This window comes from Microbacterium sp. NPDC060117, from assembly GCF_042729315.1.
GTDB lineage: Bacteria > Actinomycetota > Actinomycetes > Actinomycetales > Microbacteriaceae > Microbacterium.
Genome location: NZ_JBHWXR010000004.1, coordinates 198192 through 224759 on the forward strand (window position 1 = coordinate 198192; position 26568 = coordinate 224759).

General features: G+C 69.1%; 26 protein-coding genes and 1 tRNA gene. 22 read left to right on the forward strand and 5 right to left on the reverse strand.

The genetic code is table 11. The annotated features are described in order from the left end of the window. Positions 1-72: 72 nt before the first annotated feature. Positions 73-558, forward strand: a complete 486-nt coding sequence (locus ACFWCK_RS16740) for a DUF3817 domain-containing protein (RefSeq protein WP_378806919.1) — start codon at positions 73-75, stop codon at positions 556-558. Continuing rightward, complete coding sequence (gene guaA / locus ACFWCK_RS16745) at positions 555-2141, forward strand: glutamine-hydrolyzing GMP synthase (protein WP_378806920.1); 1587 nt, start codon at positions 555-557, stop codon at positions 2139-2141. The genes ACFWCK_RS16740 and guaA overlap by 4 nt, the downstream gene beginning before the upstream one ends. A 213-nt stretch (positions 2142-2354) precedes the next feature. On the opposite strand, the gene ACFWCK_RS16750 is transcribed toward guaA, so the two are convergent. Next, complete coding sequence (locus tag ACFWCK_RS16750) at positions 2355-3029, reverse strand: DNA alkylation repair protein (protein ID WP_378806922.1); 675 nt, start codon at positions 3027-3029, stop codon at positions 2355-2357. Between the two features lie 117 nt (positions 3030-3146). Between ACFWCK_RS16750 and ACFWCK_RS16755 the strand changes: the two genes are divergently transcribed. Both ACFWCK_RS16755 and ACFWCK_RS16760 read left to right on the forward strand, forming a co-directional pair. Further along, positions 3147-3572 (forward strand): YciI family protein, encoded by a 426-nt coding sequence (locus ACFWCK_RS16755; RefSeq protein WP_233312765.1) that lies wholly within the window; start codon positions 3147-3149, stop codon positions 3570-3572. Between the two features lie 5 nt (positions 3573-3577). After that, complete coding sequence (locus tag ACFWCK_RS16760) at positions 3578-4852, forward strand: RNA polymerase sigma factor (RefSeq protein WP_378806925.1); 1275 nt, start codon at positions 3578-3580, stop codon at positions 4850-4852. 154 nt (positions 4853-5006) lie between these two features. Here ACFWCK_RS16760 and ACFWCK_RS16765 read toward each other — a convergent pair whose 3' ends face one another. After that, complete coding sequence (locus ACFWCK_RS16765; RefSeq protein WP_233312763.1) at positions 5007-5966, reverse strand: Bax inhibitor-1/YccA family protein; 960 nt, start codon at positions 5964-5966, stop codon at positions 5007-5009. Positions 5967-6053: 87 nt separating this feature from the next. Here ACFWCK_RS16765 and ACFWCK_RS16770 point away from each other — a divergent pair, with 87 nt between their 5' ends. The 10 genes from ACFWCK_RS16770 (at position 6054) to ACFWCK_RS16815 (ending at position 16272) form a co-directional block, all read left to right on the forward strand. After that, a complete protein-coding gene (locus ACFWCK_RS16770; RefSeq protein ID WP_378806927.1) occupies positions 6054-7082 on the forward strand; it encodes a glycerophosphodiester phosphodiesterase family protein in 1029 nt (342 codons plus the stop codon). A gap of 47 nt (positions 7083-7129) precedes the next feature. After that, positions 7130-8113 carry an ABC transporter ATP-binding protein gene (locus ACFWCK_RS16775; RefSeq protein WP_233312761.1) on the forward strand — a complete coding sequence of 328 codons (984 nt, stop codon included), beginning with the start codon at positions 7130-7132 and terminating at the stop codon, positions 8111-8113. Further along, a complete protein-coding gene (locus ACFWCK_RS16780; RefSeq protein WP_378806929.1) occupies positions 8110-9135 on the forward strand; it encodes an ABC transporter permease in 1026 nt (341 codons plus the stop codon). Before ACFWCK_RS16775 ends, ACFWCK_RS16780 begins: the two co-directional genes overlap by 4 nt. 157 nt (positions 9136-9292) lie before the next feature. Beyond that, positions 9293-11791, forward strand: coding sequence for an ATP-dependent helicase (locus ACFWCK_RS16785; protein WP_378806930.1), 2499 nt, complete (start codon positions 9293-9295; stop codon positions 11789-11791). Between the two features lie 65 nt (positions 11792-11856). After that, entirely contained in the window at positions 11857-12999 is a 1143-nt protein-coding gene (locus tag ACFWCK_RS16790) for an SseB family protein (RefSeq protein ID WP_378806931.1), read from the forward strand. Positions 13000-13159: 160 nt separating this feature from the next. Then, positions 13160-13783: a SipW-dependent-type signal peptide-containing protein gene (locus ACFWCK_RS16795; protein ID WP_233312757.1), complete on the forward strand. Its 624-nt coding sequence runs from the start codon at positions 13160-13162 to the stop codon at positions 13781-13783. A 4-nt stretch (positions 13784-13787) separates the two neighbouring features. Then, the gene (locus ACFWCK_RS16800) at positions 13788-14450 is read left to right on the forward strand and encodes a SipW-dependent-type signal peptide-containing protein (protein WP_233312756.1); all 663 of its coding nucleotides are present in this window, start codon (positions 13788-13790) and stop codon (positions 14448-14450) included. 123 nt (positions 14451-14573) lie between these two features. Then, positions 14574-15092 carry a signal peptidase I gene (locus ACFWCK_RS16805; protein WP_378806933.1) on the forward strand — a complete coding sequence of 173 codons (519 nt, stop codon included), beginning with the start codon at positions 14574-14576 and terminating at the stop codon, positions 15090-15092. Continuing rightward, positions 15089-15730, forward strand: a complete 642-nt coding sequence (locus ACFWCK_RS16810) for an LPXTG cell wall anchor domain-containing protein (RefSeq protein WP_378806934.1) — start codon at positions 15089-15091, stop codon at positions 15728-15730. The genes ACFWCK_RS16805 and ACFWCK_RS16810 overlap by 4 nt, the downstream gene beginning before the upstream one ends. Continuing rightward, a complete protein-coding gene (locus ACFWCK_RS16815; protein ID WP_378806935.1) occupies positions 15730-16272 on the forward strand; it encodes a hypothetical protein in 543 nt (180 codons plus the stop codon). Before ACFWCK_RS16810 ends, ACFWCK_RS16815 begins: the two co-directional genes overlap by 1 nt. Before the next feature lie 70 nt (positions 16273-16342). Here ACFWCK_RS16815 and ACFWCK_RS16820 read toward each other — a convergent pair whose 3' ends face one another. Next, a complete protein-coding gene (locus ACFWCK_RS16820; protein WP_378806937.1) occupies positions 16343-17020 on the reverse strand; it encodes a YqaJ viral recombinase family protein in 678 nt (225 codons plus the stop codon). A gap of 1073 nt (positions 17021-18093) precedes the next feature. On the opposite strand from ACFWCK_RS16820, the gene ACFWCK_RS16825 reads away from it, so the two are divergent. From ACFWCK_RS16825 to rplL, 3 genes are all read left to right on the forward strand, one after another. Continuing rightward, a complete protein-coding gene (locus ACFWCK_RS16825; RefSeq protein ID WP_378806938.1) occupies positions 18094-18387 on the forward strand; it encodes a hypothetical protein in 294 nt (97 codons plus the stop codon). 407 nt (positions 18388-18794) lie between these two features. After that, complete coding sequence (gene rplJ / locus ACFWCK_RS16830) at positions 18795-19283, forward strand: 50S ribosomal protein L10 (RefSeq protein ID WP_045273388.1); 489 nt, start codon at positions 18795-18797, stop codon at positions 19281-19283. A 49-nt stretch (positions 19284-19332) separates the two neighbouring features. Further along, positions 19333-19716, forward strand: a complete 384-nt coding sequence (gene rplL, locus ACFWCK_RS16835; protein WP_233312750.1) for a 50S ribosomal protein L7/L12 — start codon at positions 19333-19335, stop codon at positions 19714-19716. A gap of 133 nt (positions 19717-19849) precedes the next feature. On the opposite strand, the gene ACFWCK_RS16840 is transcribed toward rplL, so the two are convergent. Continuing rightward, positions 19850-20869 (reverse strand): LacI family DNA-binding transcriptional regulator, encoded by a 1020-nt coding sequence (locus ACFWCK_RS16840; RefSeq protein WP_233312749.1) that lies wholly within the window; start codon positions 20867-20869, stop codon positions 19850-19852. A gap of 236 nt (positions 20870-21105) precedes the next feature. Between ACFWCK_RS16840 and ACFWCK_RS16845 the strand changes: the two genes are divergently transcribed. The 5 genes from ACFWCK_RS16845 (at position 21106) to ACFWCK_RS16865 (ending at position 26377) form a co-directional block, all read left to right on the forward strand. Beyond that, positions 21106-22437, forward strand: a complete 1332-nt coding sequence (locus tag ACFWCK_RS16845; protein WP_233312748.1) for an ABC transporter substrate-binding protein — start codon at positions 21106-21108, stop codon at positions 22435-22437. A 114-nt stretch (positions 22438-22551) separates the two neighbouring features. Beyond that, a complete protein-coding gene (locus ACFWCK_RS16850) occupies positions 22552-23895 on the forward strand; it encodes a carbohydrate ABC transporter permease (RefSeq protein WP_233312747.1) in 1344 nt (447 codons plus the stop codon). Beyond that, positions 23895-24863: a carbohydrate ABC transporter permease gene (locus ACFWCK_RS16855; RefSeq protein ID WP_378806941.1), complete on the forward strand. Its 969-nt coding sequence runs from the start codon at positions 23895-23897 to the stop codon at positions 24861-24863. The genes ACFWCK_RS16850 and ACFWCK_RS16855 overlap by 1 nt, the downstream gene beginning before the upstream one ends. Positions 24864-24983: 120 nt before the next feature. Further along, positions 24984-25637 carry a phosphatase PAP2 family protein gene (locus ACFWCK_RS16860; protein WP_233312745.1) on the forward strand — a complete coding sequence of 218 codons (654 nt, stop codon included), beginning with the start codon at positions 24984-24986 and terminating at the stop codon, positions 25635-25637. Positions 25638-25762: 125 nt separating this feature from the next. Continuing rightward, positions 25763-26377 (forward strand): GNAT family N-acetyltransferase, encoded by a 615-nt coding sequence (locus ACFWCK_RS16865; protein ID WP_378806943.1) that lies wholly within the window; start codon positions 25763-25765, stop codon positions 26375-26377. Between the two features lie 44 nt (positions 26378-26421). Here the strand turns inward: ACFWCK_RS16865 and ACFWCK_RS16870 are convergent. Next, a tRNA-Ser gene (locus ACFWCK_RS16870) sits at positions 26422-26509 on the reverse strand. Between the last annotated feature and the right edge of the window lie 59 nt (positions 26510-26568).

Here is a 26568-nt window from a genome sequence, read left to right on the forward strand (position 1 = left end):
CGTTCCCGGGGCCTTCGGTCGCACTTCAGGTGCCCGGGAAGCGCGCACAGGTCGGCCGCTTAGAATAGACCCATGCCCGAACCGAAAGCCGCGAGCTTCCCGGCCATCCGCGGGGCGCTGAAGTTCTACCAGATCGCTTCCGTGATCACCGGCGTCATGCTCCTGCTCCTGGTCACGGAGATGGTCCTCAAGTACACCCCGATCCATCTCGAGCTCTTCGCCGGCGGATCCGGCGGCTTCCTCTGGTTCGCCCCGGTCGTCGAGAGCCTGCACGGGGGCCTCGAATCCACCGGCAACGGTCTGAACCTCTCGATGGGGATCCTGGTCGCGCACGGCTGGTTCTACGTCGTGTACCTCTTCGCGTGCTTCCGGGTGTGGAGTCTGATGCGCTGGCCGTTCCTGCGATTCATCCTGCTCGCCCTCGGCGGCGTCGTGCCGTTCCTCTCCTTCATCATGGAGACCCGTGTCGCCCGCGAAGTGAAGGCGTACCTCGCCACGCGGGAAGCCTCCGCCGACCAGACCTCCTCGACCACTCCCGCCACGGAAGGTGCCCGTTGACCGACAACACTCCCGACACCGAGCAGCGCCCCGCCCTCGTCGTCGACTTCGGTGCGCAGTACGCGCAGCTGATCGCCCGCCGCGTCCGCGAGGCCGGTGTCTACAGCGAGATCGTGCCGCACACCGCGACCGCCGCCGAGATCGCGGCCAAGAACCCGGTCGCCCTGATCCTCTCCGGCGGTCCGTCGTCGGTCTACGAGGAGGGCGCGCCGCAACTGGACCCGGCCGTGTTCGAGCTCGGGGTCCCGACGCTGGGCATCTGCTACGGCTTCCAGTACATGGCGCGCACGCTCGGCGGCGAGGTGGCCAACACGGGCCTGCGCGAGTACGGGGCCACCGATGCGATGATCCCGATCAACGACTCCACGCTGCTCGGCGGTCAGCCTGCAGAGCAGAACGTGTGGATGAGCCATGGCGACCAGGTCGCCCGCGCCCCCGAGGGCTTCGAGGTTCTCGCCTCGACCGGTTCCACCAAGGTCGCCGCGTTCGCGGACGAGGAGCGCAAGCTCTACGGCGTGCAGTGGCACCCCGAGGTGAAGCACTCCGACCACGGTCAGGAGATCATCGAGAACTTCCTGCACAAGGGGGCGGGCCTGCCCGCCGACTGGAACAGCGACAACGTCATCGCCGAGCAGGTCGAGCGGATCCGCGCCCAGGTCGGCGACGCCCGCGTGATCTCCGCGATGTCGGGCGGCGTCGACTCCGCCGTCTCGACCGCGCTCGTGCACAAAGCGATCGGCGACCAGCTCACCGCGGTCTTCGTGGATCACGGTCTGCTGCGCAAGGGCGAGCGCGAGCAGGTCGAGCGCGACTTCGTCGCAGCGACGGGCGTGCGCCTCATTACCGTCGACGCGGCCGACACGTTCCTCGGCCACCTGGCCGGCGTGACGGATCCGGAGACCAAGCGCAAGATCATCGGCCGCGAGTTCATCCGCGCCTTCGAGCAGGTGCAGCGAGACCTCGTCGAAGAGGCCAAGGCCTCGGGGGAGAAGGTCAAGTTCCTCGTGCAGGGGACCCTGTACCCCGACGTCGTCGAGTCCGGCGGCGGTGCCGGCACCGCGAACATCAAGTCGCATCACAACGTCGGGGGCCTTCCCGACGACCTCGACTTCGACCTGATCGAGCCGCTGCGCACCCTGTTCAAGGACGAGGTGCGCGCGATCGGCCGCGAGCTCGGGATCCCCGACGCGATCGTCGGCCGCCAGCCGTTCCCCGGGCCGGGTCTCGGCATCCGCATCATCGGCGAGGTCAACCGCGAGCGTCTCGACATCCTGCGTGAGGCCGACGCGATCGCTCGCGAGGAGCTCACGCTCGCCGGGCTCGACCAGACCATCTGGCAGTGCCCGGTCGTGCTGCTCGCCGACGTGCGCTCCGTGGGCGTGCAGGGTGACGGCCGCACCTACGGCCACCCCGTCGTGCTGCGCCCGGTGTCATCCGAGGACGCGATGACCGCCGACTGGACCCGTCTGCCCTACGACGTGCTGGCGAAGATCTCGAACCGGATCACGAACGAGGTGTCCGAGGTCAACCGGGTCGTGCTCGACGTGACGTCGAAGCCGCCGGCAACCATCGAGTGGGAGTGACGAAGGAGCTCCCGCTCGACGAATGGCACCGGTGGCACTCGGCCGCGCCAGCGGTCGAGTGGGAGTGATCTCCCACAGTGACGTTCGGGAGGGCGCGGGCTTCGGCTCGCGCCCTTCCACTGTCTTCGGAGATGTACTCGATTCTCGGACTGATTTCCGGATCGGATCCGACGATCCTGTACATCTCCGACGATGGCGATCGGGATCCGGGTCTCAGCCGAGGTGCTTGAGCGCCTCGCGGCGGCTCAGGGGCGAGAGGCCGGGGTGCGCGTCGATGAATTCGCGCACCCAGTCGGGATCGTGCCGTGCGACTTCCCGCAATGCCCAGCCGATCGCCTTGCGGATGAAGAACTCCGGATCTGCGATGTTCGGCTCGATCGCGTCGGTGAGCAGTGCCCGATCCACGCGCTGCGTGCGGCCGAGTTGCGCGATGATCGCCGCGCGCCGGATCCAGAGGTCCTCGTCATCCGCCCACACGCGCAGCTCCACGGACAGCTCCTCGGGATGGGCGTCCAGCAGGTCGGCGAGACGGTGCGCGACCTCGTCGACATGGTCCCACCACGCGCCGGAGCGGATCATCTCCTCGTGCACGTCGAGCAGATCCAGCCGTCGACGCAGCGGCTTCAGCGCCATCAGCGCCTGCGCCGCATAGCGCTCCTCACGGTGCTCGGCCGCACGCCACAGGTCGAGGGCCGCCTCGCGCAGCTCGTCGACGTCCGTGATGCCGCGCGCGGCCTCGCGAGTGAGCCGGCGCGCTTCGGGCACCCGCACGCCGAGGAACGGCATGGTCGACTTCATGTAGGCCTGCTGGCCCGGTGCGAGAGCGGGATCCGCGGCCGTGCGCAGGGCCTCGCGGATCTCGGTCGCGAGCGCAGAGGAGAACGTCATCTGGGGAGTCTAGAAAAACTTCGGAGAATCTTCGATGAGGTGTCGATCCGGTGTCTTCTCGTTCGACGTCTTGAATGAGAGGGTCGAGACACGACCCCCGATGAGGAGACAGAGATCATGAAGTTCATGCTGATCATGCGCGCGGACGACCAGGGTGTGCGGGCGTACGAGGACATGCCGTTCGAAGAGGTCATCGCGGCGATGGGGCGGTACAACGAGTCGATGATCAAGGCGGGTGTGCTGCTCGCCGGCGAGGGGCTCACGGACGCCGCGGAGGGTTTCGTCGTCGACTTCTCGGCCGAGGCGCCGCTGGTGACGGACGGCCCCTACGGCGAGACGAAGGAGCTGTTCAACGGCTTCTGGATCATCGAGGTGTCCACGCGCGAGGAAGCGGCGGAGTGGGCCAAGCGTGCTCCGCTCAGCCCCGGCGCGTACCTCGAGGTCCGCCGCGTCACCGAGTTGGAGGACTTCCCGGCCGACAACGAGTGGATCCAGAAGGAGGCCGGCTGGCGCGAGGAGGCGGCCGCCCGCGCGGCCGAGTGAGGCCGATGCCAGGAACCGACTCCCCGGCGACGGCGGGCTCCTCGACGGAGCGCGCCGTCGCGGCGGTGTGGCGCATCGAGTCCGCGCGCATCGTCGCGACCCTGACCCGCTTCACCGGCGACTTCGGCCTCGCGGAGGACCTCGCCCAGGATGCGATGCTGGAGGCGCTCGCTCAGTGGCCCCGGGACGGCGTGCCCGCCAACCCCGCCGCCTGGCTGACGGCTGTCGCCAAGCGCCGCGCGATCGACGGGTGGCGGCGTCGCGAGCGCTACGACGACCGGCTCGCCGTGATCGCGCACGATCTCGAACGGGAGCAGGACTCCGCGCTGGACGCGCCGCCCTGGGATCCGGACGCGATCGACGACGACGTGCTGCGCCTGGTCTTCATCGCCTGTCACCCCGTGCTGGCGCGCGAAGCACGTGTGGCGCTCACGCTGCGCGTGGTCGGCGGCCTCACCATCGAGCAGATCGCCCGGGCGTTCCTGGTGCCGGTCGCCACCGTGCAGCAGCGCATCGTACGTGCCAAGAAGACGCTCGCCGCGGCGAAGGCCCCGTTCGAGGTGCCGTCGCGGGATGAGCTTCCGGCGCGGCTCGGCGCCGTGCTCGGCGTGCTCTACCTGGTCTTCAACGAGGCCCACGCCGCTACGGCGGGGGAGGACCTGCTCCGCCCCGACCTGGGGCGCGAGGCGATCCGGCTGGCCCGCGTGCTCGTCGCGCTCCTGCCCCGCGAGCCCGACGTGCACGCGCTGCTCGCGCTCATGGAGCTCACCGCCGCGCGCTTCCCCGCGCGGGTCGACGCGCACGGGGATCCGATCCTCCTCGCGGATCAGGACCGGCGCCTCTGGGATCGCGGAAGGATCGCCCGAGGACGGGCCGCCCTGGCCCGTGCGGACGCCTTCGGCAGGGGGCGCGGCGCGTACGCGCTGCAGGCTGCCATCGCGGAATGCCACGCCGTTGCTCCGTCGGTCGAGGAGACGGACTGGGCCACCGTCGTGCTGCTGTACGAGGCGCTCGGACGGATCGCGCCGTCGCCCGTTGTGGAGCTCAACCGCGCCGCCGCCGTCGCGATGGCCACGGGCCCCGCCTCGGCGCTGCGCATCATCGACGCGCTGGCCGCGGACGGCGTGCTGCGCGGCTATCACCTGCTGCCGGCCACCCGCGGCGAGCTGCTGCTGCGGCTCGGGCGCGAGGCGGAGGCGCGGTCGGAGTTCGCGGTCGCCGCCGCCCTCGCGGGCAATGACCGGGAACGCGCCCTGCTCGAGCAGAAGGCGCGCGGCTGACGCCACGGGGACGTTGCGCGAGGACGCCGAACGGTCGTTGAGCGAGGACGTGCAGCGACCGAGACGAAACGCAGACCGAGACGAAACGCGGCCCCGCGGGAACGACGAAGGCCGCCCTCCGAGGAGAGCGGCCTTCGTGCGGATCGGGTCCGCGTCAGTTGTTGCCGCGAGCGATCGCGATCATGCGCAGGATCTCGACGTACAGCCAGACCACGGTGACCATGATGCCGAAGCCGCCGAGCCAGCCGTAGACGCGCGGGGCGCCGTTGCGCACGCCCTGCTGGATCTGGTCGAAGTCCATCACCAGCGAGTACGCGGCGAGGAAAACGACGAGCACGCCGATGATGAGGCCGAGCGGGATGCCGGCGATCTTGGCGCTGTAGAGGCCGAACATCATGTCCTGCGGCAGCACCTTGAAGAGCATGAGGCCGACGTTCAGCAGCGAGAAGACGAGGTAGCCGAGCATCGCGATCATCACGATCTTGGTCATCTTCTTCGAGGCGCGCACCTTGCCGCTCGCGAACAGAGCCAGGGTGACCGCGACGACGGCGACGGTCGCGAGGCTGGCCTGCAGCACGATGCCGGGCCACATCACCTCGAAGAACGCGGAGATGCCACCGACGAACAGACCCTCGAACGCCGCGTAGGCGAAGATCAGCGCGGGGCGGACCTTCTTGCGCGAGGTGAAGCTGACGATCATCGCGAGCACGAAGCCGCCGAGCGCGCCGACGAGCCACGGCCACAGCGCGATCTTGCTCATCGCGGCTGCCTTCACGTACGGGTCGGTGGTGTCGGGCACCGCCGCGCCGCCGAGCGTGAAGAACCAGCCGACCACGGCGAAGACGAGCAGGATGCCGAACAGGCCCGCGGTCTTCCACACGGTGTCCTCGACGGTCATCCGGTCGGTCTCGATCGCGCCCGCGGACGGGGCCGTGTACATCCCCTCCAGGTTCGCATTGACGGCGGCCTGCTGGGCCGCGGCGAACTGGCCGGCGGGCGGCGGCGGGGCGTACTGCCCGTTCTGCGCACCGGCCTGGGGGCCTCCCGGATAGGTCGCGACTGCGCGCGGATCCTTCTCCTTGAACGCCGGGTTGTTGAACACGAAGTTGCTCATGGTCGGCCTCACTCCTCAGAAGTGGTGGTCATCTTCCCTCTACGATAGCGGCGGATCCTGCGAGAGGCACTGCCGTACGCTGAGAGCGTGACCCGACGGATCCCGCTCGACGTCCCCCTGTTCATCGGCCATCGCGGTGCTCCCGGCTATCGCCCCGAGCACACCGCCTCCTCCTACCGCCTCGCATTCGCCATGGGCGCGGACGCGGTCGAGCCCGACGTCGTCGCCACGCGTGACGGCGTGCTGGTGATCCGGCACGAGAACGAGATCTCCGGCACCACCGACGTCACCGGTCATCCGGAGTTCGCGGACCGGCGCACCACGAAGCTCATCGACGGCGTGCCGCTCACGGGCTGGTTCACCGAGGACTTCTCCTGGGCGGAGCTGGCCACGCTGCGCTGCCGGGAGCGGATCCCCGAGCTGCGCCCCGGAGCCGCGGGCTTCGACGACATCGAGCCGATCCTGCGGCTGTCCGATCTGCTGGTGCTCGTCGCCGAGTCCTCGGCCGAGCACGGGCGGGAGTTCGGCGTCGTACTGGAGATCAAGCACGCGACGTACTTCGCCGGGATCGGGCACGATCTGGCGGCGCTGGTCGAGCGGGACCTGAGGCACGCCGGGTGGGCCTCGGGGGAGCATCCCCTCTGGATCGAGTCGTTCGAGCAGGGCGTCCTCGCCGAGCTCCGCGGTCGGGGCGTGCAGGGGACCTACATCTACCTTCTGGAGGCGAGCGGGGCGCCGGCGGATCTCGTCGCCCGTGATGGCGAGGCTGCATCGACGTACGCCGACGCGCTCACGTCGGCGGGTCTCGATCGCCTCGCCCGCGCCGGGGGAGACGGAGCGGTCGACGGTATCAGCGTGGACAAGCGGATCCTGCTCGATCCTCGTGATCCCGCGGCGGGAGCAGCTCTGGTCGCGGAGGCGCACGCGCGCGGACTCGTCGTGTTCACCTGGACGTGCCGCCCCGAGAACGCCTTTCTGGACCGACGATTCCGCACCGGCGTCGGCAGAGCCGCCTTCGGCGACTACCGGGCGGAGTGGGCGCGGATCGCCGCGACCGGACTCGACGGCGTATTCCTGGATCATCCGGATCTCGGGACCGGGGTATTCCGGGACTGACCGCGTGAGGCACCGGCCGTCGGCACGCCGTCTGGCATGCTGACCCTATGGATGCGCTTTCGGAGGGTGGGATCCACGTCGCCGATCTGGCACGGTCATTCGGCTCGGTGCAGGCCGTGCGCGGTGCGAGCTTCACCGCGGCGCGCGGGCGCGTCACCGGCCTGGTCGGGCCGAACGGCGCGGGCAAGACCACGCTGCTGCTGATGCTGGCGTCGTTGCTGGCGCCCGATCGCGGCAGCATCCGGATCGGCGGGGTCGATCCCGTCGCGGATCCGACCGGTGCCCGCCGCGTGCTCGGATGGATGCCGGACGCCCTCGGCGCCTGGCCGGCGCTCACGGTGCGCGAGAGCATCGTCACGACGGCGCGTCTGCACGACTTCGACCGGGACCGGGCCGCGACGCGCGCCGAGGAGCTGCTCGAGCTCGTCGGCCTGCGCGATCTCGCGGCGACCCCGGCCAAGGTGCTCTCCCGCGGTCAGAAGCAGAAGCTCGGTCTCGCGCGCGCTCTCGTGCACGATCCGCAGGTGCTGCTGCTCGACGAACCGGCCTCGGGCCTCGACCCCGAGGCGCGCGTGCAGCTGCGCGTGCTGCTGCGCCGGCTCGCCGCGGAAGGACGGGCCGTCCTCATCTCCAGCCACGTGCTGTCGGAGCTCGAGGAGGTCGTCGACGACACGGTCTTCCTCGTCGCAGGCACGGTCGTGGATGCCCCCGCGGTGCAGGCGCGGGCGTGGCGGATCCGCATCCTCTCCTCCGGACCCGTCGATGAGGGCGGAACGACGGGCCTGCCGCCCGCGGGCGCCGATCCGCGCCAGACCACGGCGGCGGCGCTGGGCGTGGCACCCGAGTCGCTCGGCATCGATCGAGGCGATGTGCTCGCCGTCTTCACGGACGACCGGGACGCCGCGGCCGGGCTCGCCCGTCTGGTCGGGCACGGACTCGCCGTGAGCGCGTTCGCGCCGGCGCAGAGCGAACTGGAGCAGGCGTTCCTCTCCCTCGGGGACGCGCCGGACAACGGGGGGAGCACCCGATGAACGCCTCGCGCATCTGGACCATCGCCCGTCTCGAGCTCACGCAACGACTGCGCAGTCCCGGCTGGTACATCCTGCTCGGCGTGTTCGCGCTCGTCCTGCTCATCGTCACGGTGCTCGCGCTGATGGCGTTCTCGTTCACTCCGACCGCCGGATCCGGCGCCTATTCCGTGATCGTCCTGCTGGTGCTGCTCCTCGTGATGCTGATCTCGCCGACGCTCAGCGGATCGTCCATCAACGGGGACCGCGACGCGGCGACACTGGCGAGCCTGCAGATCACGCTCGCCAGCACCGGCGATATCATGGTGGGGAAGCTGCTGGCGGCGATCATCACCGGCTCGGCGTTCCTGGTCGTCGCCGTCCCGTTCCTCGTGGTCTCCATGCTGGTGGGGAGCGTGCGCCCCGACGTCCTGCTGGTCTCGCTGCTCGTGCTCGCGGCCGAGATCGTGATCGTCGCGGCGATCGGCGTCGGCTGGAGCGGCCTGGTCGCACGGCCGCTGTTCTCCGTCGCGAACACCTATCTCGTGGTCGCCGCGCTGTGCGTCGGCACTCTGCTGGCCTTCGGGCTGGCGGGATCCGTGATCCGCACCGATGTCGAGGTGCGCAGCCGCGTCTGGGATTCGCAGGACGGGCCGGACTGCAATCGCTGGGAGACCCACACGATGCAGCAGCCGCGCTTCGACTACGTGTGGGGGTTCCTCGCGGCGAACCCATTCGTGGTGCTCGCCGACGCCACGCCGACGACCTATTCGGCATACGGCTCCCCGGACGACATGTTCGGCGGGATCAAGCTCTCGGTGCGCTCCGCGCAGCTTCCTCCGCAGACGCTGAACACCTACGACCCCTGCCTGGAGAGCCCCGACGGCGGGCGCCCGACGGCCAAGGAGATCATCGGATCCACCACGCCGAGCTGGTTCGTCGGACTCGCGATCCAGATCGTGATCGCCGCAGGCCTCTTCGCAGGAGCATGGGCGCGCACGCGCACACCCGCGCGGCGGCTGCCGCCCGGAACCCGGATCGCCTGAGCCCGGACCACGCCGCAACGACCTCTTCCCCGAACCCGGCGCCTACACACCGGTTCCTGAGCGAGCGCAGCGAGATGAAGGACGCCGCGCGCGCTCCGCGCTCAGGAGTTGCGCAGCACGTCGGAGTGTCGGCGGTCGGATCTAGACTTGGGGGGTCATGAGCGAAGCCCCTTCCCCCGTCATCCTCCCGCCCGGATCCTCCTTCGGAGGGGTGCACGGAGCGACCTCCGTCGCCGCGGCCGACGACCTGCTCTCGGGGCTCAACCCGCAGCAGCTCGACGCCGTCACCTACCGGGGCCAGGCGCTGCTGATCGTCGCCGGGGCGGGGTCGGGCAAGACCAGCGTGCTCACCCGCCGCATCGCTCTGCTGCTGCGCCAGCGCGAGGCCTGGCCGAGCCAGATCCTCGCGATCACCTTCACCAACAAGGCCGCAGGAGAGATGCGCGAGCGCGTGGAGCAGCTGGTGGGGGATTCCGCGCGCGGCATGTGGATCTCGACGTTCCACTCCGCGTGCGTGCGCATCCTGCGCCGCGAGGCCGAGCAGTTCGGTTTCACCAAGTCCTTCACGATCTACGACTCCGGCGACTCGCGCGCGCTCATCAAGCGGCTCGTGAAGGACCATGAGGCCGACGCGTTCGGCTTCACCCCCGCCGCGATGCAGTCGCGGATCTCGAAGCTCAAGAACGAGCTGCAGGATGCGGAGTCCTACGCCCGACAGGCGAACATGTCGGATCCGGCCGAGCGCGTCTTCGTCGAGGTGTTCGCCGACTACCAGCGCCAGCTGCAGAAGGCCAACGCCTTCGACTTCGACGACCTGATCGGACAGACCGTCTACCTGTTCCGGGCCTTCCCGCAGGTCGCCGACACCTACCGGCGCCGCTTCCGGCACATCCTCGTCGACGAGTACCAGGACACCAACGCTGCCCAGTACGCGCTGATCCACGAGCTCACCCGGCCCGTGCAGGGCAACACGCCGGAACCGTATGCCTCGAACGGCATGATGATCTTCGAGCCCGACCCGCACGAAGCGGGCGGCGGAGAGCCTGGCGCGTCGCTCACGGTCGTCGGAGACTCCGATCAGTCGATCTACGCCTTCCGTGGCGCCGACATCCGCAACATCAGCGAGTTCGAGCGCGACTTCCCCGGCGCGAAGGTCGTTCTGCTCGAGCAGAACTACCGCTCGACGCAGAACATCCTGTCAGCGGCCAACGCCGTGATCAGCAACAACTTCGACCGCAAGGACAAGAAGCTCTGGAGCGACAAGGGATCGGGCGACTCGATCGTCGGCTTCACCGGCTACTCGCAGCATGACGAGGCGCAGTTCGTCGCCGACGAGGTCGAGGCGCTGCGGCGTGCGGGCATGCCGTACGGCGAGATGGCGGTGTTCTACCGGACGAACTCGCAGTCCCGCGCACTGGAGGAGATCTTCATCCGCTCCGCCGTGCCGTACAAGATCATGGGCGGCACCAAGTTCTACGAGCGCGCCGAGATCAAGGACGCGCTCGCCTACCTCGTCGCCGTCGCGAATCCGGCGGACGAGATGGCCGTGCGCCGGATCCTGAACAAGCCGCGCCGTGGCATCGGCGACGTCACAGAGACCTCGATCGCCCGCTTCGCGGAGGAGCACGGCCTGAGCTTCCGCGACGCGCTCGCGCACCCGACTCAGCTCGGCGTGGGTCCGAAGATCCAGGCGGGCATCGCGCAGCTGGACGCGGTGCTGCGCGACGCCACGGAGATCATGCTTCCCGCCTCCGGCGAGGTGGCGCCGCCCACCGCCGTCGCGGAGGGGCTGACCCTGCTGCTGCAGCAGAGCGGCTACATGGACGCGCTGCGCGCGAGCCGCGACCCGCAGGACGAGGCGCGTCTGGAGAACCTCGACGAGCTCATCGCCGTGACCCGCGATTTCGCCCGCAACAACCCCGAGGGCACGATCGCCGACTTCCTCACCGAGGTCGCCCTCGTCTCCGACGCCGACGACCTCGAGGACGAGTCGGGCGTGGTGTCGCTCATGACGATGCACACCGCGAAGGGGCTCGAGTTCGACGCCGTGTTCGTGACGGGTGTGGAGGAGGACCTCATCCCGCACCGGATCTCCGCGAACGAGCCGGGTGGTCCGCAGGAGGAGCGCCGTCTCTTCTACGTCGGCATCACCCGTGCCCGCAAGCGCCTGCACCTGTCGCTCGCGATGACCCGCGCCCAGTTCGGCGAGGTGTCCGTGGCGATGCCGAGCCGGTTCCTGCAGGAGATCCCGTCGGAGCTCATCGACTGGCGGCAGTCCCCGGGAGACGTGAACTCGCGCGGCGGGATGCAGTCCCGCGCGCTGAACGCCCGTCGCCCGGGCGGATCCGGATCGGGCGGCTTCGGCGGCGGATCCGGCTCGGCGGACCGGTTCGCTCCGCGGGCGCTGCCGAAGCGGGACGGGCTCAAGCCGCTGTCGACCGCGATGGACAAGTTCCCGAACCGGGTCACGGCGAAGGTGCGCGACAACGGCGACCTCGAACTCGCTGCGGGAGATCGCATCCGGCACGACGACTTCGGAGAGGGCAAGGTCGAGGCGATCACCGGTGAAGGGGCGAAGCGGATCGCGCACGTGCGCTTCGATGCCGCGGGCCAGAAGAAGCTGCTCGTCAAGATCGCCCCGATCGAGAAGATCTGATCCGGTCGGACCGCTCTGCGCGGCGCGGCGCGAGAGCCGAGCCGGTCCCGGTTTAGGCTGGGGCAATGGGCCTTTTCTCGCGCCGTAAGAAGCAGGACGACGACGTCACGCCGGAGTCCGCTCCCGCCGCCGCGGAGGATGTCGCCGAGGACGGCTCTTTGAGCACGGCCGAGGCCGGCCCGGGGGAGTCCGCCGATGCGCTCGCTCCCGTCGTCAACGTCTCGGTGCAGGCCTTCCGCGGCCTGGGCTCTCCCTCCGGTCCTGCCGTCGCCCCGCCCGTTGAGGCGCCGGAGGCCGGCCACGACCTGATCGACCCCGTCGTGGACGAGACGCCTGTGGCGCCGGCTGCGCCGCAGACGCCGCCGGGGCGTCCGCCGCTTCCACTGGCCCCGGTGGATCCGCCCGAGCCGACCGAGTCGATCCCGGGCATGCCCGACAACGTGCTGCTGCGCGAGGCCCTCGCCATGCTCGGCGAGGACGCGAGCCAGGCCGAGCTGCTCGGTGTGCTGCGTCAGTCGCTGCAGGGCAACCTGTTCCTGCGGGTAAGCGGAGATGCCGGCGAGCAGATCAAGGAGGGCAAGCCCCTGGCCATCGCCGTCGTCAACGACGGCGAGAACTCCTTCATGCTGGCGTTCAGCTCGGCCGCCGCCGTCCGCGACTCCGTGCAGCAGGGCGACGAGGATCCGACCGAGACCTCGGCCGTCGTGCAGCCCGTGCAGGCGGTGTACCAGAACGTCATCGACGGTCCGTTCGCCGGCCTCATCATCGACAACGCGTCCGAGCCGCACCGGGTGGTGTTCCCGTCGGAGATCCTGCAGAAGGCGCTGGAGGAGGCAGATCCGACGTTCGCGGTCAAGGCCCTGCTCGCGGCGCCCCGCGAGGCGGACTCCGAGGCGCGCGTGGCCGAGGCGCTGACCACGGCCCGGCTCTGGGTGGCGGTCAGCGATGTCGACGGCGACGGACAGTACGGTGTGGCCGAGGCGCACACCGCCGACGGCGCGCGCTACCTGCAGCTGTTCAGCCACCCGTTGGAGGTCATCGCGCTCGGCCGTGGCGACCAGCCCCTGCCGTTCACCGCCGAGCAGATCGGCGCCGTGCTCGTGCAGCAGCCGGAGATGAGCGGTGTGCTGGTCGATGCAGCGGGCCCCGCGATCGCCGTGGGCCGGGACGCCCTCGCGCCCGTGATCGCGCTCGCACCTGCGGAGTAGCGGCCGCCGCGGAGACGTTCCACCCTCAGCGCAGGGTTCCTCGGCCAGCTCCTCAAGGTTGTGTCAAGGAAGCCTGAAGACCTGTTCAGTGGTCTTGTCAACCGGTATTCCGGAATCCAGTATGGGAGACATCAGGTCCCACACGATGCAAAGGATTCTCATGGACACCGTGACACCCACCACCCGCAACCGCCGGAAGGTCCTCGCCGTGCTCGCCGGTGGCCTCGTCCTCGGCGTCGGCGCGGCCATCACCCTCGCGGCCTGGAACGACTCCGAGTTCGCGACCGGCACGTTCACCGCCGGTTCGTTCAACCTCGAGGGATCCACGACGTCCGCGACGGCCGGTTTCACGAACCACAACGTGACGAAGGGCGACACGGCCGCCGCCCTGAGCTTCACCGCGCCGTTCAGCAACCTCTCGCCGGGCGACGTCGTCTACGCGCCGTTCTGGGTGCGCCTGGACAGCACGACGACCAACAATGCGACGCTCGTGGCGTCGACCGGAACCGGGACGGGCGCCAACGCGGCGAACGTCTCCTACTCGGTCTACTCGATCGCCCCCGCCGCGACCTGCGATGCGACTGCGACGACCGGAACCCTCGTCGCGTCGGGCACCGACCTCACGACCTTCACCGCCGGATCCAGTGTCGCCCTCGCCAAGGGCGCGACGGCAGGAACCGCGGGTGCCGCCGCGCAGCTGTGCTTCGTCGCGACCGCCAAGTCCTCCCTCACCCAGGGAGGGGCTGCGACCGGGACCTGGTCATTCACGGCCACGTCGAGCTGATCCCATGCGTCCCGGGGAGACCACGACCGTCGTGACGACGCGTCGCCGCCTCCGCCCGCGCCGGCGTGGGCTCGTCCTGAGGCGGATCAGGGCGGTCCTCGCCGGCGGGCTGGTGCTGGGCGTCGGCGCCACCGTTACGCTCGCGAGCTGGAACGACGGCGAGTACGCGACAGGCTCGTTCACGGCCGGGAGGTTCGACGTCGTCGGCAGCATCAACGGCACGAGCTTCGCGAGTCACTCGACGGCCGGGACCGCGATCGCGATGACCTTCGCCGCCGCGGCGGATGCGGCCGCGCTCGCACCGGGGAAGACGGTCTACGCGCTGTTCAGTGTGAAGACCGCGAACCCGTCGGTGGCAGGCACGGTCAAGCTCACCGCGAGCACCTACGCCGCCGGTACGCTCGCCGACTACCTCACCTACGGAGTGAAGACCGTGACAGCCGCCCAGTGCGCCTCGGCCACCGACTACGCCGCTGCCGGATCCACCGTCGTCATCGCTGACGGCGCGGCGCTGAGCACGTCGGCGGCCGGATCGCAGACCCTCTCCGCCAACGGAGGGAATCAGGTGAACTACTGCTTCGCGATCGCCATGCCCTCGACGGTCGGCAATGCGGCGCAGGGGCTGGCGCTGACCCAGACATGGCAGTTCGCCGCGACGTCGAGCTGATCTCGCGGAAACACGAGAAGGAGAAGGATCGTGACCCAGGCGACGACCCCGGCATCTCTGACCCGCCGCGCACGGCGAGAGTCGGACACCGGCGCACCGCGGCCCAGGCCGAAGGCGCGGGGCGTGCTGAGCGAAGTGCTGCTATGGATCGCCGCGCTCGCCGGCCTGATCTGCATCGTGCTGGTTGTGCTGGCCTTCACTGCGCACATCACGCTCATCATGTTCCGGACCGGATCCATGTCTCCGACGATCCCTGCGGGGTCGGTCGCGATCGTGCAGCAGATCCCGGCCGGTCAGGTGCACGTCGGCGACGTGGTGACGGTGGACCGTCCCGGCCAGCTGCCCGTCACACACCGGGTGCGCGCTGTCGAGGACGGCGCATCGTCGACCGAGCGGCTCATCACGCTGCGCGGTGACGCCAATGAGCAGGACGATCCCGCTCCCTACCCGGTCAGCACGGTGCGGATCGTGCGCTTCGCGATCCCGGGCCTGGCGCCCGTCATCGTCGCCTTCGGGAACCCGTTCGTGCTGGGCGGACTCACCCTCGGCGCCACCGCGCTGGTGATCTGGGCGTTCTGGCCCCGGACGAGCCGCCGGGTTCGGAATGCTCCCGCGGCGACCGGGGACGACCAGGGTTCATGACGAAACGGATCCGGCTCGTCGCGACAGCCCTGCTGGCAGGATGCCTCGGGGTACTCCCCGTGGCACCGGCGCATGCCGCGGTTGTGACCGAGACCGTGCAGGGGCAGTACCTGCGGATCGTGTCGAGTGCGGACTGGTCGACGGCTGCGGCGATGGGGGAGGGGGAGGCGGTCCGTTGGGATCTGGTGGTCAGCGCGCACGCTCCGGATCCCGGAACGGTGCGGCTCGCGGTCAGTGCCGCTGGTGCGGCGCCGATCGTCGCAGATGTGCGCATGTGCGAGGAGCCGTGGCAGGGCGGGACCTGCGAGTCCGGAGCGCGCGTCCTGCGCACGGACTGGAGTGTGCCCCGAGACGGCAGCGCGGTGCCGATCGACGCGATGTCGTCGGACACCGTCGCTCACCTGCGTCTCGACGTGAAGGTCGGACGAGACGCACAAGGCGGCGCCTCCACGCGGGTCAGGGTGCTCGCAGACGGATTCGGGGACAGCGTGCAGGTCGGTGCCGGTTCGGCCGGCTCCCTTCCGGCGACGGGCGGCTCGATCCCGGTGCCTCTTCTCGTGGTGGGAGGCGTGCTCGTCATCGCCGCTGCCGGGATGCTCGTCGTCGCTGCGCGTCGTCGGCGGGAAGGCGACGACTGATGTCGCGGGCGGGCGTGCTACGCAAGGCGATCCACGGAGTGCTCGCGGCCCTCGGCGTCCTCGTCCTGGGGCTGATCCTGTTCGCCCCGCCGCTGCCGCAGACCGACGCGTCCTACACCGATCCCGAATTCGCGGGAGGAACCGGCGTCAGCGCGGTGCGGCTGGTGCCGCCGCAGATCACCGCGGTGACGACGTGCCGAAGCGCGCTGCTCGGCGGCAACATCATGGTGATCACGTGGAAGTGGTCGGCGCAGACCGCGCCGTACTCCGGCTTCACGGCTGCCGCCAACACCGAGTGGCAGATCGCGGGCACGGCCTGGCAGGCGGTGCCCACCACCGGGCCGGACGCGAACGGCGTCTACACGACCACGTTCACCAGCAGCCTGCTGTCGGGCCTGCTGGGCGGCCTGCTGGGCGAGTCGTTCAGCTCCAACGTGCGCACCAAGGCGTGGACCGGCTGGGTATCGCCGACGGTGTCGACGCTCACCTACACCAAGCCCATCCTGAACAGCCCCACGTGCGGGTTCGCGAACGGGAGCTGACCATGTTCGCCGCGGAGCGCTCGACGCCGTGGACTGAGCGGGATCCGCTGCGGATCCTGCGCCCCTCGATTCACTCCGCCAGGGCGAGGGCGCGGAACATGTCGCGTTCGCGCAGTGCATCCCGGCTGCTGGGCGCGGCCGGTGCCGGCCGAGGAGGCGTCTGACCCGTCGTGCGGTGGTAGAGCTCGTCGATCAGGCGCGTGGCGAGTCCGACCAGGCGGCCGATCTCGCGATCGTCGCGGTCGATCCACACCGACTTGGGTTCGTCGTGGATCGGGCGGAAGTCGTCGTGCTCCTCCCACACGAACAGCGTCCGTTCGGCACCGAGCACGTGCTGCTGCCACCACACCTGGCGCAGGTAGGTGCGGGGGATGGACCGCCATGACTTGTTGGTGGTCTTGATCTCCGCGAGCAGCACCCGACCGTCCGACTCCTGCACGATGCCGTCCGGGGTGGCCAGGTGGCGCTTCTCGACCTCGGCGCAGAACAGTGCGGACGAGGGCATTATCCCGTGCGTGGCGGCGACCCAGGCGGCGATCTCCGGCTCGCGACGCCGACCGTGGTCGGTGTAGGCATTGCCGCCGAAGCGCGGTCCCGCGCCGAGTTTGGCATCCGCCGCGCGGGCGATCGACGTGTCGCTCGTGAGTCCGGCGACGTCCGTGGCCGTGATCCCGCGCGCCCTGGCTCGCAGCCACGCCACCCGATCGCGGGAGTCCGCGATGATGCGCGCTTCGAGTTCCGGGGTCACTCATCGAGGCTACCTCCGCCCGCCGACGCCGGTGCCCTGGCACGCCGCAGGGACCGAGCTCGAGGCCCGCGCCGCGCGCCTCGGGCGGGCTCCGGGACGGCCCCGCCGGCACGCCGGCGCCGAGTGCACCGGTTGTTGCCGAGTGCACGGGGTGTTCGCGCGATGTTCCCGTACGGTCGGCAGGGTCTCGTGCGGTCGTGCGGTCGTGCGGTCGTGCGACGGCGGCGGGCGACCGGCCCTCCCGCACAACGGCCGCGCTCGCGGAGTTCTCCACCTTTCTCGTGAAGCGCTACCTACGACGCCGGCGGAGGAACCACGATCAGGCATGATCTCGTTTGATTCCGCTCCGGCGCATCCGGTTCCGCTCGTCGGCGCCTCGCATCCGCCGCTCGAGCACGAGGTGCGCTCCCGCGACGATCTGATCCTGAACGGATGGACGGATCGGCGCCTCGCGGCCGCCGTCGCGCGGGGCGAGTTATTCCACATCCGGCGCGGCTGGTACATCGACGGCGCAGAACGTGCAGCGCTCCACTCCGAGGAGCGTCATCGGGCGCATGTGATCGCGGTCGCGCGAGACAGCACCGGCGGTGCGGCCATGTCACACACATCCGCCGCCGTGCTGTGGCGTTTGCCGTTGTATCGAATCCGCTGCGCGGCGGTGCACATGACGATGCCCGCCGCTCGGCGGGTGTCGAGCAGCCCCGACGTGCGGCGGCACGTGGCGCCGTTGCCCGCTTCCGACGTCGTGATCGTCGACGGGATCCGATGTACCTCGCTGTCGCGTACGGTCTTCGACCTCCTGTGCGCTCTGCCTCGGGAAGCCGCCGTCTCCGTCGCGGATGCCGCGGAGCGTCAGATGGCACTGCGCCTGCGCGAGTGGGATCTGGATGCGGTCGCGGCCTGGCGCCTCGGGCTCGACGCCCGCCTCGCCGACGCTCACGGGAGGCGAGGCGTCCGGCAGGCGCGATGGGGGTGGCGGCGTTCGCGGACGGACGGGCGCAGCTTCCCGGTGAGAGCGTCAGTCGGCTTCAACTGCACGGCTCGGGTTCGACGCGCCCGAGCTCCAGGTTCCGGTGGCGGGACCGGACGGTCAGACGTTCTTCGTGGACTTCGAACTCGGCGATGCGCACTGCTTCGGCGAGTTCGACGGCAAGGACAAGTACTTCGACGAGGCGATGCGGTCGGGGCGCACCGTAGCGGAGGTCCTCTTCGACGAGAAGCGTCGGGAGGACTGGATCCGCGGTATCTCGCAGAACCGCTTCGCCCGCTGGGAGATGGAGCACATCGGCACGCCGGCGGCCCTCGGGCGCCGTCTCGCTTCGTTCGGTGTGCGGCCACCGGATGGTGGGGTCCCGGGTCGACGATGAACGCCATCGCCCCGGATCGGCGCCCTGGCGCCGAGTGCCGGGCCGCCGAGCGCACGGGTTGTTGCCGAGCGCACGGGATGTTCGCGCAAATGATCCGTGCCGTGGCAAGATCCCGTGCGGTCGCGGCGAGAACGGGCGTCGATTTGGGGGAGGGGGCGGGATGCCGTAGTCTTGAGGCAACCGAAGACCGCTGGTCATCGTCGTGTGCGCGAGCATGAGGCGATCGAAGCACTGCCGGATCCTGGATCCGATCAGCAGAGGCCCGCGCAGGTGACACGAACGAACTCCAGATCCTGGATCACGCTCCGTGCGCTTGCGCCGGAGCGTTTTTGTTTGCCTGCAGAGCGCGGCGGTCGAGGTCGGTGCTCCACCGCCGTGGAGCATCCCGTACTCATCAAGGAGTGACCATGGCGCAGAAGGATGCATCGGTCGCCGAGCTCACGAAGAATTTCGAGGACTCGAACGCCGTCCTGCTGACCGAGTACCGCGGTCTGACGGTTGCCCAGCTCAAGCAGCTGCGCAACAACATCCGTCAGGACGCGAGCTACGCCGTGGTGAAGAACACGCTGACCAAGATCGCCGCGAACAACGCGGGGATCACGGCGCTGGACGACGACCTCAAGGGTCCGTCGGCCGTCGCCTTCGTGCACGGCGACTTCGTCGCCACCGCCAAGGCTCTGCGTGACTTCGCCAAGGCGAACCCGCTTCTCGTGATCAAGGGCGGCATCTTCGAGGGCAACGCCCTGAGTGCCGACGAGGTCAACAAGTACGCCTCGCTGGAGAGCCGTGAGGTTCTGCTGGCGAAGGCCGCGGGCATGATGAAGGCGACGATGGGCAAGGCCGCGGCCACCATCGACGCTCTTCGCGAGAAGCTGGAGACCGCCGAGGCTGCCTGAGCCTCGAGGTCTTCATCCCACAAACCCCCATCTATCTAGGAGAAACATCATGGCGAAGCTCACCACTGAGGAGCTGCTCGACCAGTTCGCTGGTCTGACCCTTGTCGAGCTCAGCGAGTTCGTGAAGGCGTTCGAGGAGAAGTTCGAGGTCACCGCTGCTGCTCCCGTCGCCGTCGCCGGCGCTGCGGGTGGCGCGGGTGGCGCCGAGGCCGAGGAGGAGAAGGACTCGTTCGACGTCATCCTCGAGGCCGCTGGCGACAAGAAGATCCAGGTCATCAAGGTCGTCCGCGAGCTCACCTCGCTGGGCCTCGGCGAGGCCAAGGCTGTCGTCGACGGTGCTCCGAAGGCCGTCCTCGAGGGCGCCAACAAGGAGGCCGCCGAGAAGGCCAAGGCTTCCCTGGAGGAGGCCGGCGCGACGGTCACCCTCAAGTAATCTCGCGTTTCGACGCTGCGAAGGCCCCGGGTTCTCCCGGGGCCTTCGTGCGTCTGCGGCGGATCCGGCTCGTCGAGCGCCCCGGACCGAGTCGTCGGGCGACCCGACGCGGCTGGTCGAGCGTCCCGAGCGGTCAGCGGGCGGTCTCGAGGCGCGGGACCGCCGTCGACTGGCGTGCGACGAGCGTCGCCGGGGAGATCACATGCTCGAGCGGGGCTTCGGGGTCCTGCATCCGAGCGCGCAGCAGGCGCACGGCCTCGGCGCCCTGCTCGCGCGGGTTCTGCCGGATCGTGGTGAGGCTGAACATCTCGGCGTAGCGATGGTCGTCGATCCCGGTCACGCTCAGCTCGCTGGGCACGCCGATCCCGAGGCGCTGCGCGGCGATGATCGCCCCCACGGCGGCCTCGTCGCAGACGGCCGCGATCGCGGTGGGGCGCTTCCGCCGGTCCGCGAGCAGTGCCGCCGCGGTGGCGAACGCCTCGGGGATCGTCGACTGCGTGGTAACGGCGCGGATGCGCTTCTCCAGGCCCGCCGCGGTCATCGCCTGGCGGTAGCCGTCCAGGCGCTTGTGCTCGCCGAAGCTGAAACGGTCTCCGTCCGCCGCGTCGCCGAGGAACGCGATGTCCTCGTGGCCGAGGTCGATCAGATGCTCCGTGGCCACGCGCGCGGCGGCGACGTCGTCGATCGTGACGGTGTCGGCGTGGTCGGCGAACGGGCCCACCGACACGAGTGGCAGCCCGGTGCCGGCCAGGCGCTCCAGCTCGTGCGCCCCCGGCTGCAGACACACCGCGATGATGCCGTCGAACCGGCGACCCGCCAGCGCGTGATCCAGCATGCGGGCGCGTTCGTCGCTGCCTTCTGCGGCGCCGTAGAGCGCGAGGTCGAGACCGTCGTCGATGAGGGCCTGCTGGAGCCCCCCGAGCAGTTCGGCGAAGTACCAGCGATCGGCCATCGGCATGATCACGCCGATCGTGGAGGTGCGCCCGGTCGCGAGACTCGAAGCACTCGAGTGCGCCGAATAGGCGAGATCCCGCGCGGCGCGCTCGACGCGCTCCCTGGTCTCGGCCGAGACATAGCCGTTTCCGCTGAGGGCGCGACTGGCCGTCGACTTCGCCACGCCGGCACGCAACGCCACATCGATGATCCCGGTCACGGCGACCCCTCCTCGAAAACGGATTCCCTCACCATAGCGATATCTCAGAGAGGATGGAACCGGTTCCTTGAGAGCGGTCCCATACATTCCGCCGTCGGACGCGCCCGGTTATGCAGTTGTGATCCAAAGCCGTTGCGCAACGGGCGGATGGGTCACTAGTGTCGCCTGGAAGCGGTTCCTGAGAGGAGCCCCCAGCGCTGGGGAAATCGCCCCCGCGAATTCGAAGGAGAAAACGTATGGGAATGTCTCAGCGACGTCGCCTGGTCGTGCCCCTGGCACTGCTCGCGGTCTCGGGCCTGGCACTCGCAGGGTGCGCCGAGGGAAGCTCGTCCGGTGGCGGAGACTCGTCCGGCAAGGGTGAGACCGTCAAGATCTCCGGCGGCATCACGGGATCCGAGGCCGATCTGCTGAACAAGTCCTTCGACCAGTTCACCAAGGACACCGGCATCAAGGTCGTCTACACCGGCGACAAGGGCTTCGAGGGCAACATCGTCACCAAGGTGTCCGGCGGCAGCGCCCCCGACATCGCGATCGTGCCGCAGCCGGGTCTGCTGAAGAGCCTCGTCGGCACGGGACAGGTCAAGGAGGCTCCTTCGGAGGTCTCGGCGAACGTCGACAAGAACTGGTCCAAGGACTGGAAGACGTACGGAACCATCGACGGCAAGTTCTACGCCGCCCCGATGCTCGCGAACGTCAAGGGCTACGTCTGGTACTCCCCGGCGAAGTTCAAGGAGCTCGGCGTCGAGGTCCCGAAGACCTGGGACGACCTGCTGACGCTCACCAAGACGCTCCAGGAGAAGACCGGCGCCGCACCGTGGTGCGCGGGCTTCGCCTCGGGTGACGCCTCCGGCTGGCCGGGCACCGACTGGATCGAGGACCTCGTGCTGCGCCAGAGCGGCACCGATGTCTACGACAAGTGGGTCGCGGGCGATGTTAAGTTCACCGACCCGCAGATCAAGCAGGCCTTCGACGCCGTGGGCACGATCCTGCTCGACCCGAAGTACGTCAACGCCGGATTCGGTGACGTGAAGAGCATCAACTCCACCGCCTTCGCCGACGTCGCCGCCAAGGTCGCCGACGGCACCTGCCTCATGACGCACCAGGCCTCGTTCCTCTCGTCGAACTTCCTCGACGTGAAGACCAAGGCGGGGGCCGCGCCGAAGGTCGCCCCCGACGGCGACGTGTACGCGTTCGTGCTCCCCGGCATCAAGGAGGGTGAGAACACCATCGAGGGCGGCGGCGAGTTCGTCGCAGGCTTCACCGACTCCGCCGCGACCAAGAAGGTCCTGGAGTTCATGTCCTCGCCGGAGTTCGCGAACGCCCGCGTCAAGCTCGGCGGCGTCATCTCGGCCAACAAGAACGCGGACGCCTCGCTGGCCTCCAGCCAGTTCCTGCAGGACGCGATGAAGACGCTGCAGGATCCGAAGACCACGCTGCGTTTCGACGCGAGCGACCTGATGCCGGCCACCGTCGGCTCGGGGTCGTTCTGGAAGGGCATGGTCAGCTGGGTCGACGGAAAGCCGACGGACCAGGTTCTGAGCGACATCCAGGCCGGTTACAAGAACTAGTCTGAGCATCACCCTGTGGGCTGCGGGGCTCGTCCGCATCATCGGCGGACGGCCCCGCAGTCGTCACGGGGCAGATCCTGACAGAGTTCACCGTCGAACCCGAAGGGGGTCCACATGTCGCAAACCACAGCGACCGAGACGACGCGATCCGGTCGCAAGACCGAGTCCGTGAGTTCCGGCCGCACCACCGCTTCCCGATCCGTCACGATCGGCGCCTACATCGTGGGTGCGATCGTGATTCTCGGCGTCTTCATCGCCCTCATCGCCGGAGGTCCGGCGGAGAGCCCGAGGCCGACCTCGCTCGGCTTCTCCCTGAACAGCTTCTTCACCTGGCTCGGCGGGCTGAACCCGCTGCTGCAGATCCCTCTCGTGCTGCTGGTGTTCGGCATCGTGGCCGGGGTCCTGCTCGTGCTCATCGAGTATGCACCGCGGCACGGGAAGGGATACTTCTGGCTCCGTCTGGTGGCCTGCTTCGCGATCCCGGTGCTGGCGTTCATGATGCTGCGTCCGTACCAGAACGCGGTCGTGTACGTCATGATCATCGCCCTGGTCGCCGGCGGGCTGCTGTTCTTCGCCGACTACCGCGCGCGTGAGGGATCCGGCTACCTGTTCCAGCTCACGCTGTTCATGGCGCCGGCCACCCTGCTGCTGATCATCGGCCTCATCTACCCGGCTGTGTCGACGATCATCCAGTCGTTCTTCGACAAGACCGGCAAGGACTTCGTCGCGCTGGAGAACTACCAGTGGGTGTTCACGAACCCCGAGGGGTTCTGGTCCGTGATCAACACGCTGATCTGGGCGCTCATCGCCCCGATCGTGTCGACGATCTTCGGACTCGCCTACGCCGTGTTCATCGACCGCGCCCGCGGCGAGAAGATCCTCAAGGTCTTCGTGTTCATGCCGGTCGCGATCTCGTTCGTCGGCGCCGGCATCATCTGGAAGTTCATCTACGACTTCCGCCAGGGCGACCAGATCGGCCTGCTGAACGCCATCGTGACGCTGTTCGGCGGCAAGCCCGTCTCCTGGCTGGACACGACGCCGCTCGTCAACACGATCTGCCTGCTCATCGTGTTCATCTGGACCCAGACCGGGTTCGCGATGGTGATCCTGTCCGCGGCGATCAAGGCGGTTCCGACCGAACAGATCGAGGCCGCGTCGCTGGACGGGGCGAACGCCTGGGAGAGGTTCCGCAACGTCACGGTACCGGGGATCCGGTCCTCGCTCATCGTCGTGCTGACCACGATCACGATCGCGTCGCTCAAGGTCTACGACATCGTCGCCGTGATGACCGGCGGCCGGGCGAACAGCACGGTGCTCGGCTTCGAGATGGTCAACCAGCAGCAGCGGTTCCAGAGCTACGGGCATTCGTCGGCGCTGGCCGTGGTGCTGTTCCTGTTCGTGCTGCCGCTCATCATCTACAACGCCCGGCAGATGGCCAAGCAGAGGGAGATCCGCTGATGAGTGCGACACAGGCGATCGTCACCGACAATCGCAGCAAGCGCCAGGTCGAGCGCGACACCCGACGCAACGAGGCGACCGCGCAGAAGCGGCTCACGTCGAAAGGCGCCACGTTCGCCGCAGTGATCATCGCGATCTTCTGGACGATGCCCACACTCGGACTGTTCGTCACGTCGTTCCGCCCCGGAGCTGACTCGAACAGCACCGGCTGGTGGACCGCGTTCGTGAACCCGTCGTTCACGCTCAGCAACTACGCCGACGCCCTGAACTCCGGTGGCACGGCTCTGACGCTCGGCGCCTCGTTCGTGAACTCGCTGGCGATCACGATCCCGGCCACGGTGATCCCGATCTTCATCGCGTCGCTCGCCGCCTACGGCTTCGCGTGGATGAACTTCAAGGGCAAGAACCTCGTCTTCGTGTTCGTCTTCGCGCTGCAGATCGTGCCGATCCAGATGGCCCTGGTGCCGTTGCTGTCGCTGTTCTCGCGCGGACTGACGCTGTTCGGCACGCAGATCTTCCCCGGCTTCACCCTCCGCGATGTGGATCACAGCTTCGCCACGGTGTGGATCGCGCACGCGATCTTCGCGATGCCGCTGGCGATCTTCATGCTGCACAACTTCATCGCGGAGATCCCGGGGGAGGTCGTCGAGGCCGCCCGCGTGGACGGGGCAGGACACGGGCAGATCTTCTTCCGCATCATCCTGCCGCTGGCGATGCCGGCCATCGCGTCGTTCGCGATCTTCCAGTTCCTGTGGGTGTGGAACGACCTGCTGGTGGCGACGATCTTCGCGCCGGAGTCATCGCTGCCGCTGACTCAGACGCTGAACTCGCTGTCCGGCACATGGGGCAACCAGTGGTATCTGCAGTCGGCCGGAACGTTCATCTCGATCATCGTTCCGCTGATCGTGTTCTTCGCCCTGCAGCGGTTCTTCGTGCGCGGTCTCCTGGCCGGCGCGACGAAGGGCTGAGCTCCCGATGCCTCGGAGGCCGGGCCCCGCACCTCGCGGGACCCGGCCTTCGTCGCGCCACCGGCGTGGCACCGGCGCTGGATGCGGGCTGCTTCGGTGCGCCCGGGGGAGAATGGCCGGATGACACGTCGGCTCGCCCTCGTCCTCGGCATCATCGGGGTGACCGCCGCGCTCGCCGCCGCCGTGGTGCTGGCTGCGGCGCCCGGTGCGATCGTGTCGCTCGACGACGCCTGGAACCTGGAGATGGTCGAGTGGCGCGGTCCCGTGCTCGTCGGCTGGGCGCTGGTCATGAACGTGCTCGGCGGGGGATGGGTCGCGACGATCCTCACGCCCCTGGTGATCGCCGCGCTCGCCTGGCTCGTGCGGGGCTGGCGCGGCGCCCTGTTCGCGCTCATCGCCTTCGTCGTGAGCGCGGGCGTCGTGCAGCTCGTGAAGAAGGCGCTGGGCCGTGCCCGCCCGCAGGATCTGCTGATCGCTTCAGATTTCGGATCCTTCCCCTCCGGCCACACCGCGAACGCCGCGACCCTCGCGGTGGTGCTGTGGTTCCTGTTCCCGACGCTGTGGGTGGCGATCGGTTCAGCGGTGTGGACGGTGGCGATGGGCTTCTCCCGCACGGTTCTCAGCGTGCACTGGTTCAGCGACACGGTCGGCGGTGCGCTGATCGGCGCGGGCGCGGCCTTCCTGGTGGCGGCCGTCCTGTGGCGCTGGGTTCGGCTGCCGCGCGTGATCGAGGAGGCGGAACACCGGGGATCCTGGGCGGATCCGGCTCGCTAGGCTGAAGGGATCCGCCGGTCCCTGAGCATCCTTCGTCCCGTGGCTCCCGAGCGAGCGCAGCGAGACGGCGGACGCTCTCGCTCAGGACCGTGTCGAGACCGATGGCGCCGATCGAAGGGCACTCCGTGGCACGCATCCGACCGTTCCGTTCCGAAGACGTCGACGGCCTCTACGACGTGTGCGTGAAGACCGCCGACGTCGGCGCCGACGCGACCGGCATGCTCGAGGACGACGCTCTCTGGGGTGACCTGTTCGCGGTGCCGTACGCGCGGCGCGACCCTGGACTGTGCTGGGTGGTCGAGGCGGACGACGCGCGCGTGATCGGATACGTCGTCGCCACCGACGACACCAACGCGTTCGCCGCGTGGTTCCGCGACGAGTGGTGGCCGTCCCGACGGGACCGCTACCGGGCGTCGGGTGCGGCCGAGCCGACGGCACAGGATCGCTTCATCGCCTACGGCGACCGGCAGAAGCCCGGTGACGACCCGGTCGTGCGCGAGTATCCCGCGCACCTGCACATCGACCTGCTGCCCGAGACCCAGGGACAGGGCCTCGGCCGACGGCTCATCGACACGCTGCTCGCCGAGCTGGGTCGCCGCGGCGTGCCGGCCCTGCATCTCGGTATGAATGCCGACAACCTCTCCGCGGGCGCGTTCTACGAGCGGCTCGGCTTCGCGAAGCTCGCCTCGGGCGACGGCAGCACCACGTACGGGATCCGGATCCCGGCGAACGAGCAGTAGACGAACGAAGCACCGCCCCGATCATCGGGGCGGCGCTTCGCATCTGGCGGTGACGGCGGGATTCGAACCCGCGGTTGCTTGCACAACACACGCTTTCCAAGCGTGCTCCTTCGGCCGCTCGGACACGTCACCAGGAATACAACCTGACCATCCTATCCGATGCGACGGGATGGTCCTGACCGGCAGCCGGG

What these genes read in the sequence shown, in the direction of transcription:
- ACFWCK_RS16740 (WP_378806919.1), top strand. Translation starts at nt 73, where the DNA reads ATGCCCGAACCGAAAGCCGCGAGCTTCCCGGCCATCCGCGGGGCGCTG.
- ACFWCK_RS16750 (WP_378806922.1), bottom strand. Translation starts at nt 3,029, where the DNA reads ATGACGTTCTCCTCTGCGCTCGCGACCGAGATCCGCGAGGCCCTGCGC.
- ACFWCK_RS16755 (WP_233312765.1), top strand. Translation starts at nt 3,147, where the DNA reads ATGAAGTTCATGCTGATCATGCGCGCGGACGACCAGGGTGTGCGGGCG.
- ACFWCK_RS16760 (WP_378806925.1), top strand. Translation starts at nt 3,578, where the DNA reads ATGCCAGGAACCGACTCCCCGGCGACGGCGGGCTCCTCGACGGAGCGC.
- ACFWCK_RS16765 (WP_233312763.1), bottom strand. Translation starts at nt 5,966, where the DNA reads ATGAGCAACTTCGTGTTCAACAACCCGGCGTTCAAGGAGAAGGATCCG.
- ACFWCK_RS16775 (WP_233312761.1), top strand. Translation starts at nt 7,130, where the DNA reads ATGGATGCGCTTTCGGAGGGTGGGATCCACGTCGCCGATCTGGCACGG.
- ACFWCK_RS16780 (WP_378806929.1), top strand. Translation starts at nt 8,110, where the DNA reads ATGAACGCCTCGCGCATCTGGACCATCGCCCGTCTCGAGCTCACGCAA.
- ACFWCK_RS16785 (WP_378806930.1), top strand. Translation starts at nt 9,293, where the DNA reads ATGAGCGAAGCCCCTTCCCCCGTCATCCTCCCGCCCGGATCCTCCTTC.
- ACFWCK_RS16790 (WP_378806931.1), top strand. Translation starts at nt 11,857, where the DNA reads ATGGGCCTTTTCTCGCGCCGTAAGAAGCAGGACGACGACGTCACGCCG.
- ACFWCK_RS16795 (WP_233312757.1), top strand. Translation starts at nt 13,160, where the DNA reads ATGGACACCGTGACACCCACCACCCGCAACCGCCGGAAGGTCCTCGCC.
- ACFWCK_RS16800 (WP_233312756.1), top strand. Translation starts at nt 13,788, where the DNA reads ATGCGTCCCGGGGAGACCACGACCGTCGTGACGACGCGTCGCCGCCTC.
- ACFWCK_RS16810 (WP_378806934.1), top strand. Translation starts at nt 15,089, where the DNA reads ATGACGAAACGGATCCGGCTCGTCGCGACAGCCCTGCTGGCAGGATGC.
- ACFWCK_RS16815 (WP_378806935.1), top strand. Translation starts at nt 15,730, where the DNA reads ATGTCGCGGGCGGGCGTGCTACGCAAGGCGATCCACGGAGTGCTCGCG.
- rplJ (WP_045273388.1), top strand. Translation starts at nt 18,795, where the DNA reads ATGGCGCAGAAGGATGCATCGGTCGCCGAGCTCACGAAGAATTTCGAG.
- rplL (WP_233312750.1), top strand. Translation starts at nt 19,333, where the DNA reads ATGGCGAAGCTCACCACTGAGGAGCTGCTCGACCAGTTCGCTGGTCTG.
- ACFWCK_RS16845 (WP_233312748.1), top strand. Translation starts at nt 21,106, where the DNA reads ATGGGAATGTCTCAGCGACGTCGCCTGGTCGTGCCCCTGGCACTGCTC.
- ACFWCK_RS16850 (WP_233312747.1), top strand. Translation starts at nt 22,552, where the DNA reads ATGTCGCAAACCACAGCGACCGAGACGACGCGATCCGGTCGCAAGACC.
- ACFWCK_RS16855 (WP_378806941.1), top strand. Translation starts at nt 23,895, where the DNA reads ATGAGTGCGACACAGGCGATCGTCACCGACAATCGCAGCAAGCGCCAG.
- ACFWCK_RS16860 (WP_233312745.1), top strand. Translation starts at nt 24,984, where the DNA reads ATGACACGTCGGCTCGCCCTCGTCCTCGGCATCATCGGGGTGACCGCC.